Genomic DNA, 20117 nt, shown 5'->3' on the forward strand with positions numbered 1-20117 from the left:
CGCAGATGACGTATTGCGTGGGGGTTCAGCTGAACCGCGGGATCGTGTTCATGTCGGACACCCGGACCAATTCCGGCGTCGACAACATCTCGACCTTCCGGAAGATGTTCACCTTCGAGACGCCCGGCGACCGGTCGATCACGATCATGACCAGCGGCAACCTGGCGACGACCCAGGCCGTGATCTCGCTGCTGCAGGAACGCTCAAAGCATCCGTCCGAGCGCTCGCCCGACATCCTGCAGGTGGAGTCGATGTTCCAGGCCGCGCGGCTGGTGGGATCGACCCTGAAAGAGGTGATTGCCCAGCACGCCGACTACGGCCAGCAGGCCGACAGCGCGTTTGGCGCGACGCTGATCGTCGGCGGCCAGATCAAGGGCGGTGAGCCGCGGCTCTACCTGATCTATCCCGAGGGCAACTTCATCGAGGCGAGCGACGACACCCCGTTCTTCCAGATCGGTGAGACCAAGTACGGCCGCCCGATCCTGATCCGCGCCTACGATCCGGACATGAGCTTCGAAGAGGCGATCAAGCTGCTGCTCGTGTCCTTCGACAGCACGATCAAGGCCAACCTCTCGGTCGCACTGCCGCTCGACTGGCACGTCTATGAATCCGAGACGTTCCGAATTGGCCTCGTCGGCCGGGTGGAGTCGGGGGACGCCTATTTCGAGGTGATCTCGAACGGGTGGGGCGGGGCGCTGCGCGATGCGTTCAACGCGCTGCCCGGGTTCGAGATGCCGGACTGAACGGCGCCCGCCGACCGCCGCACCAGAATTCCGATGCCGGTTGCCGCGCCGACGTGCCGTCGCCGCCGGAAGCGCCCGTGGGCGGACCGGAAAATGCGACTCATTTCGGATGGGAAGCGACCGTAACAGCCCTGTGACGATAACCTTGGGATAGGCGCGCTGCCCAATTTGCGGGCAGATATGGCGCGAAACGCCCGCAAATTGGGCAAACGACGCGATGCGCTGTTGCGCCTCTCTATGCCCAATTCCCCGGCTGACCCAAAGTCGTTCTGCTGAGCCTCGCGTTCGCAAGGGCGCGAACAGGGGATGCGGTGGCGCGCGCGACGTCCAAATCACAGCGCACCACCGCGAGACGCAACAAGACGTCGTCCGGGGGATCTAGGGAGGAGCTTGCGGGGGTTCAACCGCCGGCCAACTGATCCGCGCGGCGGCGTGACGATAAGGGATTTATCACCACCATGTCGCACTTTCTGAAAACCATGCTGGGGGCTGCTGCCGGCTCGCTGATGTTTAGCTCGGCCGCCTTCGCCCAGGACACGATCAAGGTGGGCGTTCTGCACTCGCTCTCGGGGACCATGGCGATCTCCGAAACGACGCTGAAAGACACCATGCTGATGCTCATCGACGAGCAGAACAAGAAGGGCGGCGTGCTGGGCAAGCAGCTCGAGGCCGTCGTGGTCGACCCGGCCTCCGACTGGCCGCTCTTTGCCGAAAAGGCGCGCGAGCTGCTGACCGTCTCCGACGTCGACGTGATGTTCGGCTGCTGGACCTCGGTGTCCCGCAAATCCGTGCTGCCCGTCATCGAGGAACTGAACGGCCTGCTGTTCTACCCGGTCCAGTACGAGGGCGAGGAATCGTCCAAGAACGTCTTCTACACCGGCGCCGCGCCGAACCAGCAGGCGATCCCGGCGGTCGACTACTACCTTGAGGAACTGGGCGTCGAGAAGTTCGCGCTGCTCGGCACCGACTATGTCTATCCCCGGACCACGAACAACATCCTGGAGTCCTACCTGAAGGACAAGGGCATCGCGGCGGAGGACATCTTTGTCAACTACACCCCCTTCGGCCATTCCGACTGGTCCAAGATCGTGGCCGACGTCGTGGCGCTGGGCGCGGACGGCAAGAAGGTCGGCGTGATCTCGACCATCAACGGCGACGCCAACATCGGCTTCTACAAGGAACTGGCCGCCGCGGGCGTGTCCGCCGACGACATCCCGGTCGTCGCCTTCTCGGTGGGCGAGGAAGAGCTCTCGGGCCTCGACACCTCGAACCTCGTCGGCCACCTGGCCGCCTGGAACTATTTCATGTCCGCCGACACCCCGGAGAACGAAGAGTTCATCGCCGCCTGGAAAGCCTTCATCGGCGACGACAAGCGCGTGACCAACGACCCGATGGAAGCCCACTACATCGGCTTCAACATGTGGGTGAACGCGGTCGAAGCGGCCGGCACCACCGACGTCGACGCCGTGCGCGAGGCGATGTGGGGCCAGGAGTTCCCGAACCTGACCGGCGGCACCGCCGTCATGGGCACCAACCACCACCTGTCCAAGCCGGTGCTGATCGGCGAGATCCGTGCCGACGGCCAGTTCGACATCATCTCGGAAACCGACCCGGTGCCGGGCGACGCCTGGACCGACTTCCTGCCGGAATCCGCGGTGCTGGAATCCGACTGGGCCGAGCTGGAGTGCGGCATGTACAACACCGACACCAAGAGCTGCGTGCAGATCAAGTCGAACTATTGACGACTTGACGTGACACCGGGGCCGGCGGGATCTCTCCCTTTCCCGCCGGTCTCCTCTCCTGCACCGACTGCCAGAGACCTCGCCTCCATGATCCGACTTTTCCGGGCGGCCCTGCTGCTCCTGACGCTCGCCGGCTGGCCGCTGCCGACCCTGTCGCAAGACATCGCGCCGATCCAGCAGGTGCTGCAGGACAACCGAGACCTCATCGAGGCCTCGTCGCGCCGGACGATCCAGCCAGCCATCGACGCGATCCGCGACAGCGACCTCGACGCCGCGCCGCTGGTGCTGGAAAAGTGGGAAGCGCGCGAGATGTGGCAGCGCAAGGCCGATGGCCATTTCTTCTATGCCGAAGAGGTCGACCGCGACACGCTCGACGTCTTCGATTTCGCCACGGCCGAAAGCATCGGCCAGTTCCCCGACGACGACTTCGACCAGCTGAAACCGAACTCCGGCATCCGCGCGCTGATCGCCTCGGCGCTGGTGCGGTTCCAGCTCGGCGATCCCGACCCGGCCCGGCGCATGGCCGCGCTGACGGCCCTGGCCCGCAACGGAAACGAGTCGCACCTGCCGATCCTGCGCGACGCGATCGAGGATGAGACCGATCCTGCCATCCGCGCCCAGAAGGAACGGCTGGAACGGCTGCTGACGATCTCGTTCGGCGCCACCGACGAGGTGCGGGTCGCGGCGATGGACCATTTCCGCGGCGACCTTGGCGTCGATGTACGCGCCGCCCTGAACCCGATCCTGGCCACCCGCACCATGGTGGTCGCGGGCGACAGCCCGCCCGGCGACATCAATGTGGCGCGCGAACTCCGCCCCGGCTCCGACGCGCTGAGCGAAGAGGCCGCCTATGCGCTTCTCGTGTCGAACGGCATGGCCCCCGCGCGGCTGACCCCGCAGGACCAGCGCAACGCCCTGTCCGCCAACCTGGCCGACGGGGCCGTCGGTGGCGTCCCGGTCGGCGATCTGTCCACGACCGAAGCACGCGACCGCGCCTACGAGGGCCTCGTGCTTGCGGGGCTCGCCCCGCCCGCCGCGACCGGCGAAGAGGTCGAGGCCGCGCTCGAAGCGCACACCTTCTACGACCAGTATGCCGAACCCTCGGCCACCGTCACCGACGGCGCGCGCGAGGTGCTGCGTTCGATCGAGCGCAAGGTCGGCCTGCACCAGTTCCTCGACCTGACGCTTGATGCGCTGTCGCTGGCCTCGATCTACTTCCTCGCGGCCATCGGGCTGGCCATCACCTTCGGCGTGATGGGCGTCATCAACATGGCGCATGGCGAATTCATCATGATGGGCGCCTACACCGGATACGTCGTCCAGCAGATCGTGCCGGACTACACCGTCTCGATCATCATCGCGATCCCCTGCGCCTTTGCCGTGACCTTCGCCGCCGGCGTGGCGATGGAACGGCTGGTGATCCGCTGGCTCTACCACCGGCCGCTGGAAACCCTGCTGGCGACCTTCGGCATCTCGATCGCGCTCCAGCAGATCGCCAAGAACATCTTCGGCACCCAGGCCCGCCCGCTGACCTCGCCCGGCTGGCTCGACGGGGCGCTGGTGTTCAACGACGTGGTCGGCATCTCCTACATCCGGATCGCGATCTTCGTCCTCGCGCTGATCTTCCTCGGCTTCATCCTCTTCCTGATGAAGAAGACGCGGCTCGGCCTCGAAACCCGCGCGGTCACCCAGAACCGCAACATGGCGGCGTCGATGGGGATCAACCCCGACCGGGTGAACATGCTGACCTTCGGCCTCGGCTCGGGCATCGCGGGCATCGCCGGGGTGGCCATCGGCCTCTATGCCAAGGTGACCTCCGAACTCGGGCAGGACTACATCGTGGCCAGCTTCATGACCGTCGTGGTCGGCGGCGTCGGCAACATCTGGGGCACGCTCCTCGGTGCGACGATGATCGGCTTCCTGCAGAAGGGGATCGAATGGTTCAACCCGTCGAACACGCTGGCGGCGCAGACCTACATGATCATCTTCATCATCATCTTCATCCAGTTCCGCCCGCGCGGGATCATCGCCCTCAAGGGCCGCGCGGCGGGAGACTGACCATGCACCAGAGCCCGCCCGCCAACCGCAACCACGCGCCGCTCCGCCTGCTTTCCCCTGGTCCATGTATCCCGGGGGAGTCGGGCCATGGGCCCGACGGGGGCAGCGCCCCCTCTGCCGCCGACACCGGCGCCGCGCAGACGCCGCGCACCGACCGCCCCGAAGCCGCCCCCCGCCGGAGCCCGCGCCCATGAGACAGAGCTTCATCGCCCGCAACCCGAGCGTCCTGATCTTCCTCGCGATCCTCGCGCTCTTCACCGTGGCGGTCACCGTGATGTCGCATGCCTACGGCACCGGCTTCATCTCGACCTCCTTCGTCAAGACGCTGGGCAAGACGCTCTGCCTCTGCCTCATCGCGCTCGCCATGGACGTGGTGTGGGGCTACACCGGCATCCTCAGCCTTGGCCATTTCGCCTTCTTCGCGCTCGGCGGCTACTCCATCGGCATGTGGCTGATGTACGCCCGGACCGAGCTGATCGTGACCGAGAGCATGGCGAACGCCGCCATCCCGCCAACCGCGCAGGAGGTGGTAGATGCCATCGGCACCCAGATCTTCGGCGTGGTCGGGTCGTCGGATTTCCCGCCGATCTGGGCCTTTGCCCATTCCTTCTGGCTGCAGGCGGCGATGGTGATCATCGCGCCCGGGCTGCTGGCGCTGATCTTCGGCTGGCTGGCGTTCCGATCGCGCGTCACCGGCGTCTACCTGTCGATCCTGACCCAGGCGATGACGCTGGCGCTGTCGCTCTACCTCTTCCAGAACGAAAGCGGCCTGCGCGGCAACAACGGACTTTCCGGCCTGCAGAACCTGCCCGGGGTCGACGCGGGGCAGGACCTGATCTCGATCTGGTTCCTCTGGGGATCGGCCCTGGCGCTCGGCCTCGGCTACCTGCTCTGCGCCTGGGTGGTCTCGGGCAAGTTCGGGTCGGTCATCCGCGGCATCCGGGACGATGAGGCGCGGGTGCGCTTCCTCGGCTACTCGGTCGAGGGCTACAAGCTCTTCGTCTTCACCCTGACCGCGATCATCGCGGGCATTGCCGGCGCGCTCTACTACCCGCAGGCGGGGATCATCAACCCGGGCGAACTGGCCCCGATCGCGTCGATCTACCTGGCCGTCTGGGTCGCCATCGGTGGACGCGGGCGGCTTTACGGCGCGGTCATCGGCGCGGCGGTGGTGAGCCTCGTGTCGACATGGTTCACCGGCGGGCAGGTGCCGTCGCTGAACCTCGGCTTCACCACCATCGACTGGGTCGATTGGTGGCAGGTGATCCTGGGCATCTCCTTCGTGCTCGTCACGCTCTTCGCGCCCAAGGGCATCGGCGGGCTCTTCGACCTGATCGGTCACCGCAAGGCACCCGACCGGCACGGGTCGGATTACGGCCCAGACAAGGGGTCGCTGCAGGAAGAGGAGGGCCGGGGATGAGCAGGCTTCTGGAAGTCTCGGGCGTCTCGGTCACCTTCGATGGGTTCCGCGCGATCAACAACCTCAGCTTCGCCATCGACGAGGCCGAGCTGCGCGCGATCATCGGGCCGAACGGCGCGGGCAAGACAACCTTCATGGACATCGTCACCGGCAAGACCCGTCCCGACGAGGGCCGCGTGGTCTGGGGCGAGCAGTCGCGCAACCTGCTGAAGATGTCCGAGGCCAAGATCGCTCAGGCAGGCATCGGGCGGAAGTTCCAGCGCCCCACGGTGTTCGAGGATCAGACCGTCCACGACAACCTGATGATGGCGGTCAAGAACGCGCGCGGGCCGGTCCCGGTGCTGTTCTGGAAGCCCGGCTTCCAGGACCGCGCGCGGGTCGAGGAACTGGCGTCGGAAATCGGGCTGGAGGACGAACTCCAGCGCAAGTCCGGCGAACTGAGCCACGGCCAGAAACAGTGGCTCGAGATCGGCATGCTGCTGGCGCAGGAGCCGCGTCTGTTGCTGGTCGACGAACCGGCGGCGGGCATGACGCTGGCCGAACGCGAACACACCACCGACCTGCTGAAGGAAGCGGCCAAGACCCGGGCGGTCGTCGTGGTCGAACACGACATGGAGTTTGTCCGGCGGCTCGACTGCAAGGTGACGGTGCTGCACGAGGGTTCGGTCCTGGCGGAAGGATCGCTCGACCATGTCACGGCCAATCCGCAGGTCATCGAAGTCTACCTGGGGCGCTGAGAGATGCTGAAAGTCGAAAACCTCACCCTGCATTACGGCCAGAGCCAGATCCTGAACGGCATCGACATGGAGGCGGCGACCGGCCAGGTCACCTGCATCATGGGCACGAACGGGGTCGGCAAGACCTCTCTCTTGAAGGCGATTTCGGGCACCCATGCGCGGTCGGGCGGCAACGTCTTCCTCGACGGGCAGGACCTGGGCCGGATGGCGCCGCACCAGCTGGCCAAGGCCGGGATCGGCTACGTCCCGCAGGGGCGGATGATCTTTCCGTTGCTGACGGTGAAGGAGAACATGGAGACGGCCTATGCCTGCCTGCCCCGGTCCGAGCATCACATCCCCGACGAGATCTACGAGCTCTTCCCGATCCTCAAGGAATTCCTCGGGCGGCGCGGCGGCGACCTCTCGGGCGGGCAGCAGCAGCAGCTTGCCATCGCGCGGGCGATGCTGACCAAGCCCAAGCTCCTGCTGCTGGACGAGCCGACCGAGGGCATCCAGCCCAACATCATCCAGCAGATCGGTCGGGTGATCGAATACCTGCGCGACCAGGGCACCATGGCGATCGTGCTGGTCGAACAGTATTTCGAGTTCGCTTATGGCCTTGCCGACCGGTTCTACGTGATGAAGCGTGGCGCGGTCACCGCCTCGGGCGCCAAGGGCGAGATCGCCAAGGAAACGCTGATGGCCGAGGTGTCGGTCTGAGCGGCTCGCTCACATCGGCGCGACGCCCGCGCCGGAACGGCTGATTCTGGTGTAAGCTTCCCGCACGCAAGCGGAGGAGCCACCATGCCCATCACATCCGGCGTTCACCACCTGACCATCTTCACCAGTGACATTGACCGCCTCGGCCGGTTCTACACAGGTCACTTCGAGGGCAAAGTCATGTTCGACCTCAGCGAACCGGCCCCTGGGGGCGGCACGCTCAGGCACATGCTGATCGACCTCGGCGGCGGCTTTGCGCTGCACCCGTTCCAGATGCCGGTGCTGACGGGGCAGGAAAACGCGCGTCACGACATGGCGCATCGCGGGCATCTCGATCACTTCGCGCTCAAGGTGGAAAGCGAGGCGGTGCTGCAGACCGTGCGCCACCGTCTGGTCGATGCCGGCGCGTCGGACGGCAAGATCACCGATTTCGGCGCGGTGCGGCTGATCACCTTCCGCGATCCCGACGGGATGGAGGGAGAGGTGGCCGTCTGGACGGACAAGCACGAGGTCCTGTCGTTCCAGGACCGCAAGCACGAACCGATGCTGGCCTGAGGGGCAGGGCCGCAGGTCGCGGCCCCGCGCCATATCACGCGCCTTCGAATTTCGGCGCGCGCTTCTCGACAAAGGCCTGCGCGGCCTCCTTGTGATCGGCGGTCTCGGTCGACAGGGCGTGGTTCAGCGCCTCGCTGTCCAGCAGTTCGCCCATCGTCGCGCCGCGTTCGATCAGGCGGAAGTTCCGCTTCATCCGGCCGTAGGTCAGGGTCGGGCCGGCGGCCAGCTGTTCGCCCAGCTTGATCGCCTCGTCCAGCGCCGTGCCCGGATCGACGGCGCGGGTCATCAGGCCCATCTGCTCAGCTTCCTTGCCCGACACGATGGGTGAGAGCATCCAGAACTCACGCGCCTTGGTCGGCCCGAGGATCTGGGAGGCCAGGAACGACCCGCCGTAGTCACCGGACAGGCCCACCTTGGCGAATGCCGAGGTGATCTTGGCCGTGTCCGACACGATGCGGAAGTCGCAGGCCAGCGCGAGGCCCAGGCCCGCGCCGGCCGCTGCACCTTCGACGGCGGCGATGGTGGGCTTTTCCATCTCGTGCAGGTTGCGCACCGATTCCATGCGGCGGCGCAGGTCGGCGGCCTTTTCCTCGACCGTGCGGGGCTTGCTGCCCGCGGCCATGTTCTTGACGTCGCCGCCGACGCAGAAATAGCCCTCGGCGCCGGTCAGGATGACACAGCGGACCTCGGGGTCCTGCCGGTACTCGGCCATGATGTCGGCCAAGCCCTGCGTCATCTCCGCGCTCATCGCGTTCTTGGCCTCGGGCCGGTTCATCGTGACGATGCGCAGGCCGCCGCGGGCCTCGGTCTTGAGATGTGGATTGTCCATGTCGCGCTCCTCCTCGCGTGTATGTTTCAGTCCTGCTTGAACTCGCCCGCCAGCGCCGTCGCCGACCGGGCCAGAAGGCCCGTGTCGATGCCGACCGCCACGAAGCTCGCGCCGAGCTCGATGCAGCGGCGCGCGAAATCGCCCGAGGTCAGGATGCCCGCCGGCACGTCCATTTCGACCAGCGTGCGGATCGCGCCCTCGATTGCCTCGACCACCTCGGGGTGCCCCATGTCGCCGGGGTGGCCGAGGCTGGCGGACAGGTCGGCGGGGCCGATGAAGACACCGTCGACGCCATCGACGCTGGCGATCTCGGGCAGAAGCTCCAGCGCCTCGCCGGTTTCGACTTGAACGATCAGGCAGAGCTCTTCCTCGGCGCGGGCGATGTAGTCCGTCACCTTGCCGTAGTGAGACGCGCGCACGGCGCCCGCGACCCCGCGGATGCCCCGCGGCGGATAGCGCATGGCGGCGACGGCTTCCTCGGCCTCTTCGCGGTTCTGGACATATGGCACGATCAGCGTCTGCGCGCCGAGGTCCAGGAACCGCTTGATCAGCACCTTGTCGTTCCAGGCCGGCCGGACCACCGGCGCGGCGTGGTAAGGCACCATCGTCTGCAGCTGCGGCAGCACGGTCAGGGGATCGCCCGGCGCGTGTTCCGTATCCAGCACCAGCCAGTCGAAGCCCGCGTTGGCGAGGATCTCGACCGGCACGGTGCCCTGCAGCGCGGTCCAGAGGCCGATCTGGCAGCGGCCCGACCGGATCCCGGCCTTGAACGCGTTCTTCGGCAGCTCGGCCATCAGATCAGCGCCTCGATCAGGAACGGGCCCTTGCGCTTCATCGCGGCACCGAAGGCGTCGTTGAACTCTTCCGCGGTCGATGCGCTCACCGCCTCGACCCCCATGCCGTTCGCCAGCGACACCCAGTCGAGTGCCGGTTCGTCGAGGTTCAGCATCTTGTTGGCGTTCACGCCCGGCTCGCCCGCGCCGACGTTCTTCAGCTCGCCCTGCAGGATCGCGTAACGGCGGTTGGCGAAGATCACCGTGCAGGTGTCGGTGCCCTCTCGGGCCATCGTCCAGAGCGCCTGGTTGGTGTACATGGCCGAGCCGTCGGCCTGCAGGTTCACGACCTTGCGGTCCGGGCAGGCGATCGCCGCGCCGCAGGCCAGCGGCATGCCCCCGCCGATCGCGCCGCCGGTGACCTGCAGGTGGTCATGCGGGGCCGCGCCGTGGGTGAAGCCGAAGAATTCGCGCCCCGAGGTCACGGATTCATCTGCGATGATCGCGTTTTCGGGCAGGTGATGGCCGACGGCCCGCGCGATGGCGGCGGTGGTCAGTTCGCCCGACATCAGCTCGGGCCGCTCGGCCTTGGGCACCGAGACCTCGGCCTTGGCGGGCAGGCCAAGCGCGTCGGCCAGAAGCTCCAGCGCCTCGGGGCCGTTGTCGGTGGGATCGGCCAGCGCCAGCACCTGGCAGCCCGGCGGGATCGGCGTGGTGGGCATCCCGGGATAAGCGAAGAAGGTCACCGGGGCCTTGGCGCCGATCAGGACGATCGTGGTGGTCCCGGCCAGGAATTTGGTCGCCTGGTCGACCGGGTAGGGCACCCGTTCGACCGGCACCCGGCCCGCGCCGCGTTCGACCCGCGCGTTCGACTGCTGGGCGATGACGCGAGCACCGGTCGCCTCGGCGATCTGGGCGGCGCGTTTCAGCGGCCCTTCGCGCAGGGCGGCACCGGCGAGCATCAGGATCGGCTTGCCGCCGCCCTTCAGCGCCTTGACCGCCGCGTCGAGGCGGGCGGTGTCGACCCGGCCGGGTGCGCGGAGCGCGGCCATGTGGACCGGGCTGTCGTCGGGCAGTTCGCCCCAGGCGGCATCGGCTGGCAGGATCAGCGTGGTCACGCCGGTCGGGGCGTTGCGGGCCTGCGCGATGGTCTCGGCCGTCGCGCGGCTCACGTCCTCGGCGCCCGCGCAGCGGCGAACGTATTTCGACATCGGATGCGCGAGGCTCTCGATATCACTCGTCAGCGGCGCGTCGTTCGGCAGGTGGTACGAGGCATGGTCGCCCACCACGTTGACCATCGGCGTCGCGGCGCGGCGGGCGTTGTGCATGTTGGCCAGCGCGTTGGCGAGGCCCGGGCCGGTGTGCAGCAGGGTCGCGGCGGGCTTTCCGGACATCCGGGCATAGCCGTCGGCGGCGCCGGTCACGACGCCCTCGAACAGGCCCAGCACGCAGCGCATGTTCTGCTTGCGGTCGAGCGCCGCAACGAAGTGCATTTCCGAGGTGCCGGGGTTGGCAAAGCAGACGTCGATATCGTTCGCCAGCAAGGTGTCGCAGAGCAGGTCGGCCCCGTTCGTCATTCCAAAATCTCCCATGGTCTTGCGCCATTGATTGCCGAGCCGGCGGGGAGGGTCCAGTCCGATTGCATCTGCAAAGGTGAAAGGGCGCGTATGTGTCAGGCGACGATGGCGCAGAGAACGGCGATCTCGGCCAGCTGTTGCGTGGCGCCCAACACGTCTCCGGTCTGGCCGCCGATCTTGTGCCGGGCAAGCGCGGCGAGGCCTGCCGTCGTCAGCGCGGCCATCAGGCTGGCCGCCAGCGCCGTGGTGATCGGCAGCAGGATGACGGCCAGCACGACGGCAATGACGGCGGCCGCCACGGCGCGAGAGGTCGGCGGGCGCCCGACGTGATGGCTGAGCCCGTCCGCCCGCGCGTGCGGCAGGGCGCACATCACCGCAGGCATCGCGGCGCGCGACAGGGCGGCGGCGGCGATCAGGGCGGACCAATGCTGACCGGCGGCCAGGATCAGAACCAGCGCCTGCCAGCGGGCGGCCAGCGAAAGCGCGAGCGCCGTGACGCCGTAGGTGCCGATGTGGCTGTCGCGCATGATTTCAAGCCGCCGGTCCCGGGTCCAGCCGCCCCAGAACCCGTCGGCCACATCGGCCAGCCCGTCCTCGTGCATAGCGCCCGTAAGGATCACTGCAACGGCCAGCGCGATCAGCGCGGCCAGGGACACCGGCAGCCCGATCAGCAGCATCCCGCCGGCAGCGGCCGCCACCAGAGCCCCCAATACGACACCCGCCAGCGGATAGGCCCAGGCGGCGCCGGATCGCACCTCTGACGTGCGCGGCAGGGGCAGGCGGCTGAGCAGCGCCAGCGCGGCGAGGATGTCGCGCGGCGCCGGCGCGTCGTGGGGCGGTGTCGTCTGGTCGGTCATCGGCCTTGTGTCGAAGTGCCGTTCCGTTAGACACGGGGCCCGAGGCAAGAGCAATGGAGTTTCCATGACCACGATCCAGAGCGCCGACGATCTGCGCGCCGCGCTGAAGGCCGCGCAGGTACCGGACGCCACCGCACGGAACGCAGCCCAGGACCGCAACGGCCAGCTGACCAAGCCGCCCGGGGCGCTGGGCCGGCTCGAGGACCTGGCGATCTGGTACGCGGCGTGGCGCGGCGACGCGCGGCCCCGGCTGGATGCGCCGCAGGTGATCGTGTTCGCCGGCAACCACGGCGTCACGGCACGCGGCGTCTCGGCCTTCCCGGCCGAGGTGACGGAGCAAATGGTCCTGAACTTCCAGGCCGGCGGTGCGGCGATCAACCAGCTGTCGCGGCTGGCGGGCGCCCGGATGGACGTGCACCCGATCCGCCTGGCCGAACCGACCGCGGATTTCACCACCGCCCCGGCGATGGACGATGCGGGCTTTGTCGAGGCGCTGCAGATCGGCTGGAACGCGGTCGATCCGGCCTCGGACCTCCTGGTGACGGGCGAGATGGGGATCGGCAACACCACGCCCGCCGCGGCGCTGGCCAACGCGCTCTACGGCGGCAAAGCGACCGACTGGGTCGGACGCGGCACCGGCGTCGATGACCGCGGCCTCGACCTCAAGGCGCAGGTGGTGGGCGAGGGCGTCGCGCTGCACGGGCAGGCGGGCGACGGAATCGAGATCCTGCGCCGCCTCGGCGGGCGCGAGATCGCTGCCATGGCCGGTGCCATCGCGCGGGCGCGGGTCGAGGGGATCCCGGTGATCCTCGACGGGTTCATCTGCTGCGCCGCGGCGGCCTGCCTCGACGCCGCCGTGCAAGGGGCGCTGGACCACTGCATCGCGGGCCATGTCAGCGCCGAGGCCGGGCATCGCGCCCTGCTGGAAAAGCTGGACAAGGAACCACTCCTGTCGCTCGGGATGCGGCTTGGCGAAGGTTCGGGCGCGGCACTGGCGATCCAGGTGTTGAAGGGCGCGGTGGCCTGCCATTCCGGCATGGCGACCTTTGCCGAGGCGGGCGTGTCGGACGGCTGATCCGGCAAAATCGCGGCGGCGGCCAATGGCCGCTTCCGCCCCCCGCGGCGCTTCGGTAGTCTCGGACCATGAGCAGTGATCCGCGATTCATCCACCTCCGCACCCACACCGAATACTCCCTGCTGGAAGGCGCGCTGCGGCTGAAGAAGCTGCCCGGGCTCTGTGAGCAGATGAAGATGCCGGCGGTCGCGGTGACCGACACCAACTCCATGTTCTGTGCACTGGAATTCTCGGTCGCGGCGGCGGGGGCGGGGATCCAGCCGATCATCGGCTGCCAGGTCGATCTGGCATATCTCGAGACCCAGCCGGGGCAGCAGCCCAAGCCGCCCGCCCCGATCGTCCTGCTGGCGCAGAGCGAGGCCGGGTACGAGAACCTGATGCGGCTTTCGACATGCCTCTACGTCGAGAAGCGCGGGCAGCTTCCGCATGTCACCATCGAGGAGCTGGGCCTGCATTCCGAGGGGCTGATCTGCCTGTCCGGTGGTCCGGACGGTCCCGTAGGGATGCTGCTGCAGGCCGGGCAGCGCCCCGCCGCGCAGGCGCTGATGGACCAGCTCAAGGCGATCTTTGCCGACAGGCTCTACGTCGAACTGCAACGCCATCCGGGCGAGGGCGGCCTGCCCGCCTCAGAGCGGCTGACCGAACGCGGGTTCGTCGAGATGGCCTATGCCATGGACCTGCCACTGGTCGCGACGAACGATGTCTACTTCCCCAAGTCGGACATGTACGAGGCGCATGACGCGCTGATCTGCATCGCCGAGGGCGCCTATGTCGACCAGCAGGAGGACCGGCGCCGCCTGACGCCGCAGCATTACTTCAAGTCACAGCAGGAGATGGTGACACTCTTCGCCGACCTGCCCGAGGCGATCGAGAACACCGTCGAGATCGCCAGGCGCTGCGCCTACAAAGCCGAGAAACGCGATCCGATCCTGCCGAAATTCGCCGACGACGAGGTCGCCGAACTGCGCCGTATGGCGAACGACGGCTTGCAGCAGCGCCTCGCCGTGATCCCGCATGCCGCCCCGGTCGAGGAGTACCAGAAGCGCCTCGATTTCGAGCTTGGCATCATCGAGGGCATGGGCTTCCCCGGCTACTTCCTTATCGTGGCCGACTTCATCCAGTGGTCCAAGGACAACGACATCCCTGTCGGCCCCGGTCGAGGGTCGGGCGCGGGCTCTCTGGTGGCCTACGCGCTGACCATCACCGACCTCGACCCGCTGCGCTACTCGCTCCTCTTCGAACGCTTCCTGAACCCGGAACGAGTGTCGATGCCCGACTTCGACATCGACTTCTGCATGGACCGGCGGGAGGAGACGATCCGCTACGTGCAGGAGAAGTACGGCCGCGACCGGGTCGGGCAGATCATCACCTTTGGTGCGCTGCTGTCCAAGGCCGCGGTGCGCGACATCGGGCGTGTGCTGCAGATGCCCTATGGCCAGGTTGATCGCCTGTCCAAGATGATCCCGGTCGAAGGGGTGAAGCCCGTTTCGATCGAACAGGCGCTCAGGGACGAACCGCGCCTGCGTGAAGAGGCGCGGAACGAAGAGGTCGTCGATCGGCTGTTGACCTATGGCCAGCAGGTCGAGGGGCTGCTCAGGAACGCCTCGACCCACGCCGCCGGCGTTGTGATCGGGGACCGTCCGCTCGATCGTCTGGTGCCGCTCTACCAGGACCCGCGGTCCGACATGCCGGCCACCCAGTTCAACATGAAGTGGGTGGAGCAGGCCGGCCTGGTGAAATTCGACTTCCTCGGCCTGAAGACCCTGACCGTCATCCAGAACGCCATCGAGCAGATCCATGCCGGTGGCCGCGACTTGCATACGGCAGCGGATGGATCGCCGCTCTATGAGCCCGCGCCGGGAGCCGAGAACCAGATCAACGCCATCCCGCTCGACGACGAAAAGACCTACGAGCTTTACGCTCGCGCCAAGACGGTCGCGGTGTTCCAGGTGGAAAGCTCGGGCATGATGGATGCGCTCAAGCGCATGAAGCCCACCTGCATCGAGGACATCGTGGCGCTGGTGGCGCTCTACCGCCCCGGCCCGATGGAGAACATCCCGGTCTATTGCGAGGTGAAGAACGGCCTGCGCGAACGCGCCTCGGTCCACCCGCTGATCGACCACATCCTGGAAGAGACGCAGGGCATCATCGTCTACCAGGAACAGGTGATGCAGATCGCCCAGGTGATGGCGGGCTACAGCCTCGGCGGCGCCGACTTGCTGCGCCGCGCCATGGGCAAGAAGATCAAGGAGGCGATGGACGCCGAGCGCCCGAAATTCGAGAAGGGCGCGGCCGAGAACGGGGTCGAGAAGAAGAAGGCCTCCGAGGTTTTCGACCTGCTCGAGAAGTTCGCGAACTACGGCTTCAACAAGTCCCATGCGGCGGCGTATGCCGTGGTGTCGTACCAGACCGCCTGGCTTAAGGCGAACCATCCCGTCGAGTTCATGGCCGGCGTCATGAACTGCGATATCCATCTGACCGACAAGCTGGGCGTCTACTTCGAAGAGGTGAAGAAGGCGCTGGAGCTGCCGTGGGTCCCGCCCTGCGTGAACCGTTCGGATGCGACCTTCAAGGTGGTGGACGGGGCGCTGGTCTACGCGCTCGGCGCGCTCAAGAACGTGGGCGTGGAGGCGATGCGGCTCGTCACCGAAGGCCGCAAGATCGAGGGGCGCGACAAGCTCTTCGTGAACGTCTACGACTTCGCCCGCCGGGTCGAGCTGAAGAAGATCGGCAAGCGCCCGCTCGAGATGATGGCGCGGTCCGGCTGCTTCGACGAACTCGACAAGAACCGCCGCCGCATCTTTGACAGCCTCGAAGGGCTAATGGCCTATTCGGCCGCGATCTGGGAACAGAAGACGTCGAACCAGGTGTCGCTCTTCGGGGATGCGGGCGACGACCTGCCCGAGCCGCGCATGGCGCCGGTGAATGACTGGCTGCCGGCGGAGCGTCTGGCGCAGGAGTTCGCCGCCGTGGGCTTCTACCTCTCCGGTCACCCGCTCGACGACTATGCCGGCCCGCTCAAGCGCAAGGACGTCAAGACGCTGGACCAGGTGATGAAGCTGGCCGAGAACGGCGCGCTGATCGCCAAGATGGCGGGCGTCGTGGCCGGGCGGCAGGAACGCAAGTCGGCGCGCGGCAACCGGTTCGCCTTTGCCCAGCTCTCGGACACCACCGGCGCCTACGAGGTCACGATTTTCAGCGACACGCTGGAGGCCTCGCGCGAGTACCTCGAGAACGGCTCGAAGGTCGTGCTGACGGTCGAGGCGACGATGGAAAGCGACCAGCTCAAGCTGCTGGCGCGGGGCGTTCAGCCGATCGACAACCTCGTCGCGGACGCCGGGGCGACGGGGCTCAAGATCTTCATCGAGGATCAATCGGCAATCGAGCCCGTGGCGCACGTCCTGCAGGGCGCGGCCGAAACGGTGCGCAACATCCCGAAAGGGCCGATCTGGTTCTGCCTGATGGACGACCGCCTTCCCGGCGAGGTCGAGATCGACAGCGGCGCGGAATTCCCGGTGACACCGCAAATCAAGGGCGCGATCAAGAGCCTGAACGGCGTGATGGCGGTCGAGGAGATCTGACGCTCACGCCGGGGCGGCGCCTTCTGCCTTGGTCCAGTGCGCCTCGGTGATGCCGAGTTTCCGGATGCGGGAGTAGAGCGTCGTCGGCCGGATGCCCAGCATCTCGGCCGCGCCGCCTTCGCCGGACACGCGGCCACCCGCGAGGGCGAGGCAGGCGACGAGGTTGTCGAACTCGACCTTGCGCATCTCTTGTTCCGTCATGACGTGCCGGTGCCCCGGTCCGGGTGCGCGCAGCGGCGACTCGAGGCTTTCGATCCGCAGCTTCTCCCCGGTCGACACGATCAGTGCGCGTTCGATGACATTCTCCAGTTCGCGAACGTTGCCGGGCCAGTGATAGCCTTCGAGCCGACGGATCGCGCCGGTTGTGATCGTCGGTTCCACCCGGTTTGTCCTGCGGCAGGCGAGGCGCAGGAAATGCGCGGCGAGGAGGGGGATGTCGTCCATACGTTCGCGCAGGGGCGTCAGCTGGATCGGAAAGACATTGAGGAAGAAATAGAGATCCTCGCGCATCCGGCCCGCCTGTACCTCGCGCGACAGGTCGCGGGCGGTGCAGGCGATGATGCGAACGTTGATGCGGCGCGGCCGCTCCTCGCCCACGCGGGTGACCTCCTGGTCGCGCAGCGCGCTCAGCAGCCGGCCCTGCACGTCGAGGGGGAGGTCCGCGACCTCTTCGAGGAACAGAGTCCCGCCATGCGCCAGCTCGATCCGCCCGGCTTTGTCCAGTCCGCGCCCGGCGCGGCGGACCTGGCCGAACAGCTCGCCCTCGGCATCCTCGGGCAGGGCCGAGCAGTTCAGCCGGATCAGTGGGCGGCGCCGACGGTCGGACGCCTTGTGCACCGCCGCGGCAACCAATGACTTGCCTGTGCCGCCTTCGCCGGAAATCAGGACATTCGCGTCCGTAGGGCCGACCAGTTCGACCTGCTTCAGCGTGCGCTGGACCGAAGGCGCCTGGCCGACGATGTCGTGATGCGCGCGGGCCGAGCTGATTTCTTCCTGCAGGTAGGCGTTCTCCTGTTCCAGCCGGTCGCGCAGCGCAGCGACCTCTTCCATCGCGTCGTGCAGGCGGCGCTCGGCCTCCTTGCGCTCCGAGATGTCGCGGAAGATCACCACAGCGCCGGCCAGCACCTGCCCGTCGTAGATCGGGGTCGAGACGTATTCGACCTGGATCGGTCGCCCGTCCTTGCGCCAGAACACCTCGTCCTCGACCCGGCTGACGCGCTCGTGCCGGAAGGAGTGGTAGATCGGGCAGTCGCGGTGGTCGTAGTGCTCGCCGTTCAGGTGCTTGTGGTGGATGATCGCGTGGATGTCGCGGCCCAGCAGGTCGGCGGCGTCCCAGCTCAGCATCTCCTGCGCGGCGCGGTTGACGAAGGTGGTCTGGCCGTCGGCGTTGATGCCGTAGATGCCTTCGCCGGCGGCGTCGAGGATCAGCTGGTTCTGCCGCTCCAGTTCGGAAAAGAAGGCCTGCGTGCGCTTCCACTCCATCAGGCCCGAGCGATGCAGGCTGGCGGATTCCGTCATTTCCTGCCGCGCCTCGATTTCTTCCAGCGACAGCAGCGCGATCAGCAGGCGGGGGCCGTCGGCGCTGTCGAAATAGGTGGCGGCAAGTTCGCAGGGCAGGGTGTCCTGCCCTTGGCGGCGCAGGCGGAAGGCGCGGGTCCAGTGGCTGCCGAAGTGGGAGACCGCATCGGCAAAGACAACCAACTCGCCGGGCTGTCCCTCGAGGCAGTCGAGAAAGCGTTCACCGGGCAGCGTGCGACCGACGAGGCGATCGGCGGCGGGATTTGCGGCGGTGATCCGGTCGGTCGCGGGGTCGACCGAGATCGCCGGCCAGGGCCAGAGGGTCAGGATCGAATCGGTGTCGAAGTCGCGCATGCGGTGAGGATACCGCGACGCGGTGTGAGGTATACGAAAAATCGTAAAATACGAAATATCGTGATTCTTGACTGAACTGATTGCCCGTTACGTTATTGATAAGTATCGATATTATCGAAAGTAGAATTTCCCGTCTCCCACCTCCCTCGCTTTGCCGCGGATGCATAGTCTGGACCCAGAACACCGGGTCGCGACCGAACGCCCGGCACACACCAGCGGGAGATGGACAGCATGAAGAGCCTCGGGAATCCGTTCGATCACAATTCCGACTTGCGTCACGGCAGCGGATGCGGTTGCGACAGCTGCAAGGGCAATGTCAGCGACGGCAATGACCTCGCCACCAGCGACGCGATGCTGGAGCGCGCGGTCGAAAGCGCCGTGGTCCGGTCGATGTTCGGCCAGAACGACCTCAGCCGCCGGTCATTCATGGGCATGATCGGCGGCGGCACGATGGCGGCGGCGCTGGCCTCGGTCTTCCCGATGGACAAGGCGAAGGCCGCGATCCTCGACACGCTCGGCACGCCCGAGAAGACCGACCTCAACATCGGTTTCGTGCCGATCACCTGCGCCACCCCGATCATCATGGCGCAGCCGATGGGCTTCTACGAAAAGCACGGGCTGAGCGCGCAGGTCATCAAGACCGCCGGCTGGGCCGTGGCCCGCGACAAGTCGCTGGCCGGTGAATACGACGCCAGCCACATGCTGACGCCCATGCCGCTCGCCATGACACTCGGCGCGGGGTCCACCGCGACGCCCTACATCATGCCCGCGGTCGAGAACATCAACGGCCAGGCGATCGTCCTGCACAACGACCACAAGGACAAGCGCGACCCGAAACAGTGGAAGGGCTTCACCTTCGGAGTGCCGTTCGAATACTCGATGCACAACTTCCTGCTGCGCTACTACGTGGCCGAACACGGGCTGGACCCGGATGTCGACATCCAGATCCGCGTCGTGCCGCCGCCGGAGATGGTCGCGAACCTCAGCGCCGGGAACCTCGACGGCTACCTCTCGCCCGACCCGTTCAACCAGCGCGCCGTGTGGGAGGGCATCGGCTTCATCCACACGCTGACCAAGGAGATCTGGGAAGGGCACCCGTGCTGCGCCTTCGCAGCACCCCTCTCCTTCGCCGAGGAACTGCCCAACACCTACGGCGCGCTGCTGAAGTCGATCATCGACGCCACGCAATACGCCCGCGATCCCGCCAACCGGAAGGAGATCGCCGAGGCTATCAGCCCGACCAACTACCTCAACCAGCCGGTCCCGGTGGTCGAACAGGTGTTGACCGGCACCTATGCAGACGGGCTGGGCGAGGTGAAGCAGGTGCCCGACCGGATCGATTTCGACCCGTTCCCCTGGCATTCGATGGGGGTCTGGATCCTTACCCAGATGAAACGCTGGGGCTACGTCGAGCAGGAGATCGACTACAAGGCGGTGGCCGAGCAGGTCTACCTCGCCGCGGACTGCAAGAAGATCATGAACGATCTGGGCTACGACGCGCCGGAGGTCACCTACAAGACCCACACGATCATGGGCAAGACCTTCGATCCGGCGGACCCGGTTGGCTATGCCAAGAGCTTCGCCATCGGCAAGGCGTAA

The 20117-nt window shown here is 66.9% G+C and carries 15 protein-coding genes; 10 read left to right on the forward strand and 5 right to left on the reverse strand.

What is annotated here, in order from left to right:
• Positions 1-5: 5 nt before the first annotated feature.
• The 7 genes from ACE2AC_RS18815 (at position 6) to ACE2AC_RS18845 (ending at position 7954) form a co-directional block, all read left to right on the forward strand.
• A complete protein-coding gene (locus tag ACE2AC_RS18815; protein ID WP_375689168.1) occupies positions 6-743 on the forward strand; it encodes a peptidase in 738 nt (245 codons plus the stop codon).
• A 479-nt stretch (positions 744-1222) separates the two neighbouring features.
• Entirely contained in the window at positions 1223-2485 is a 1263-nt protein-coding gene (gene urtA, locus ACE2AC_RS18820) for an urea ABC transporter substrate-binding protein (protein ID WP_375692136.1), read from the forward strand.
• An 87-nt stretch (positions 2486-2572) separates the two neighbouring features.
• Positions 2573-4543 (forward strand): urea ABC transporter permease subunit UrtB, encoded by a 1971-nt coding sequence (gene urtB, locus ACE2AC_RS18825; protein ID WP_375689170.1) that lies wholly within the window; start codon positions 2573-2575, stop codon positions 4541-4543.
• A 190-nt stretch (positions 4544-4733) separates the two neighbouring features.
• Positions 4734-5963 (forward strand): urea ABC transporter permease subunit UrtC, encoded by a 1230-nt coding sequence (urtC, locus tag ACE2AC_RS18830; RefSeq protein WP_375689172.1) that lies wholly within the window; start codon positions 4734-4736, stop codon positions 5961-5963.
• Entirely contained in the window at positions 5960-6700 is a 741-nt protein-coding gene (gene urtD / locus ACE2AC_RS18835; protein ID WP_375689174.1) for an urea ABC transporter ATP-binding protein UrtD, read from the forward strand. The genes urtC and urtD overlap by 4 nt, the downstream gene beginning before the upstream one ends.
• A gap of 3 nt (positions 6701-6703) precedes the next feature.
• Entirely contained in the window at positions 6704-7399 is a 696-nt protein-coding gene (gene urtE, locus ACE2AC_RS18840) for an urea ABC transporter ATP-binding subunit UrtE (RefSeq protein WP_375689176.1), read from the forward strand.
• An 84-nt stretch (positions 7400-7483) separates the two neighbouring features.
• The gene (locus ACE2AC_RS18845) at positions 7484-7954 is read left to right on the forward strand and encodes a VOC family protein (RefSeq protein ID WP_375689178.1); all 471 of its coding nucleotides are present in this window, start codon (positions 7484-7486) and stop codon (positions 7952-7954) included.
• 34 nt (positions 7955-7988) lie between these two features.
• Here the strand turns inward: ACE2AC_RS18845 and ACE2AC_RS18850 are convergent, their stop codons facing one another.
• The 4 genes from ACE2AC_RS18850 to cobS all read right to left on the reverse strand — a co-directional run bounded on the left by ACE2AC_RS18850 (position 7989) and on the right by cobS (position 11990).
• A complete protein-coding gene (locus ACE2AC_RS18850; protein WP_375689180.1) occupies positions 7989-8783 on the reverse strand; it encodes an enoyl-CoA hydratase-related protein in 795 nt (264 codons plus the stop codon).
• A gap of 26 nt (positions 8784-8809) precedes the next feature.
• Entirely contained in the window at positions 8810-9577 is a 768-nt protein-coding gene (locus ACE2AC_RS18855; RefSeq protein ID WP_375689182.1) for an aldolase/citrate lyase family protein, read from the reverse strand.
• Entirely contained in the window at positions 9577-11133 is a 1557-nt protein-coding gene (locus ACE2AC_RS18860; RefSeq protein ID WP_375689184.1) for an acetolactate synthase large subunit, read from the reverse strand. The genes ACE2AC_RS18855 and ACE2AC_RS18860 overlap by 1 nt, the downstream gene beginning before the upstream one ends.
• A gap of 95 nt (positions 11134-11228) precedes the next feature.
• On the reverse strand, positions 11229-11990 hold the full coding sequence (gene cobS, locus ACE2AC_RS18865) for an adenosylcobinamide-GDP ribazoletransferase (protein ID WP_375689186.1): 762 nt from the start codon (positions 11988-11990) through the stop codon (positions 11229-11231).
• A 64-nt stretch (positions 11991-12054) separates the two neighbouring features.
• Between cobS and cobT the strand changes: the two genes are divergently transcribed.
• Complete coding sequence (cobT, locus tag ACE2AC_RS18870) at positions 12055-13065, forward strand: nicotinate-nucleotide--dimethylbenzimidazole phosphoribosyltransferase (RefSeq protein ID WP_375689188.1); 1011 nt, start codon at positions 12055-12057, stop codon at positions 13063-13065.
• Between the two features lie 68 nt (positions 13066-13133).
• Complete coding sequence (dnaE, locus tag ACE2AC_RS18875; protein WP_375689190.1) at positions 13134-16646, forward strand: DNA polymerase III subunit alpha; 3513 nt, start codon at positions 13134-13136, stop codon at positions 16644-16646.
• Positions 16647-16649: 3 nt separating this feature from the next.
• On the opposite strand, the gene ACE2AC_RS18880 is transcribed toward dnaE, so the two are convergent.
• The gene (locus ACE2AC_RS18880; RefSeq protein ID WP_375689192.1) at positions 16650-18518 is read right to left on the reverse strand and encodes a sigma 54-interacting transcriptional regulator; all 1869 of its coding nucleotides are present in this window, start codon (positions 18516-18518) and stop codon (positions 16650-16652) included.
• A gap of 231 nt (positions 18519-18749) precedes the next feature.
• Here ACE2AC_RS18880 and ACE2AC_RS18885 point away from each other — a divergent pair, with 231 nt between their 5' ends.
• Positions 18750-20117 (forward strand): CmpA/NrtA family ABC transporter substrate-binding protein, encoded by a 1368-nt coding sequence (locus ACE2AC_RS18885; RefSeq protein WP_375689194.1) that lies wholly within the window; start codon positions 18750-18752, stop codon positions 20115-20117.

Source organism: Pseudooceanicola sp. LIPI14-2-Ac024 (assembly GCF_042188925.1).
GTDB lineage: Bacteria > Pseudomonadota > Alphaproteobacteria > Rhodobacterales > Rhodobacteraceae > Pseudooceanicola.

Bases quoted from the DNA above. Each gene is read 5' to 3' on its own strand.
- ACE2AC_RS18815 (WP_375689168.1), top strand. From the start codon at position 6: ATGACGTATTGCGTGGGGGTTCAGCTGAACCGCGGGATCGTGTTCATG.
- urtA (WP_375692136.1), top strand. From the start codon at position 1,223: ATGCTGGGGGCTGCTGCCGGCTCGCTGATGTTTAGCTCGGCCGCCTTC.
- urtB (WP_375689170.1), top strand. From the start codon at position 2,573: ATGATCCGACTTTTCCGGGCGGCCCTGCTGCTCCTGACGCTCGCCGGC.
- urtC (WP_375689172.1), top strand. From the start codon at position 4,734: ATGAGACAGAGCTTCATCGCCCGCAACCCGAGCGTCCTGATCTTCCTC.
- urtD (WP_375689174.1), top strand. From the start codon at position 5,960: ATGAGCAGGCTTCTGGAAGTCTCGGGCGTCTCGGTCACCTTCGATGGG.
- urtE (WP_375689176.1), top strand. From the start codon at position 6,704: ATGCTGAAAGTCGAAAACCTCACCCTGCATTACGGCCAGAGCCAGATC.
- ACE2AC_RS18845 (WP_375689178.1), top strand. From the start codon at position 7,484: ATGCCCATCACATCCGGCGTTCACCACCTGACCATCTTCACCAGTGAC.
- ACE2AC_RS18850 (WP_375689180.1), bottom strand. From the start codon at position 8,783: ATGGACAATCCACATCTCAAGACCGAGGCCCGCGGCGGCCTGCGCATC.
- ACE2AC_RS18855 (WP_375689182.1), bottom strand. From the start codon at position 9,577: ATGGCCGAGCTGCCGAAGAACGCGTTCAAGGCCGGGATCCGGTCGGGC.
- ACE2AC_RS18860 (WP_375689184.1), bottom strand. From the start codon at position 11,133: ATGACGAACGGGGCCGACCTGCTCTGCGACACCTTGCTGGCGAACGAT.
- cobS (WP_375689186.1), bottom strand. From the start codon at position 11,990: ATGACCGACCAGACGACACCGCCCCACGACGCGCCGGCGCCGCGCGAC.
- cobT (WP_375689188.1), top strand. From the start codon at position 12,055: ATGACCACGATCCAGAGCGCCGACGATCTGCGCGCCGCGCTGAAGGCC.
- dnaE (WP_375689190.1), top strand. From the start codon at position 13,134: ATGAGCAGTGATCCGCGATTCATCCACCTCCGCACCCACACCGAATAC.
- ACE2AC_RS18880 (WP_375689192.1), bottom strand. From the start codon at position 18,518: ATGCGCGACTTCGACACCGATTCGATCCTGACCCTCTGGCCCTGGCCG.
- ACE2AC_RS18885 (WP_375689194.1), top strand. From the start codon at position 18,750: ATGAAGAGCCTCGGGAATCCGTTCGATCACAATTCCGACTTGCGTCAC.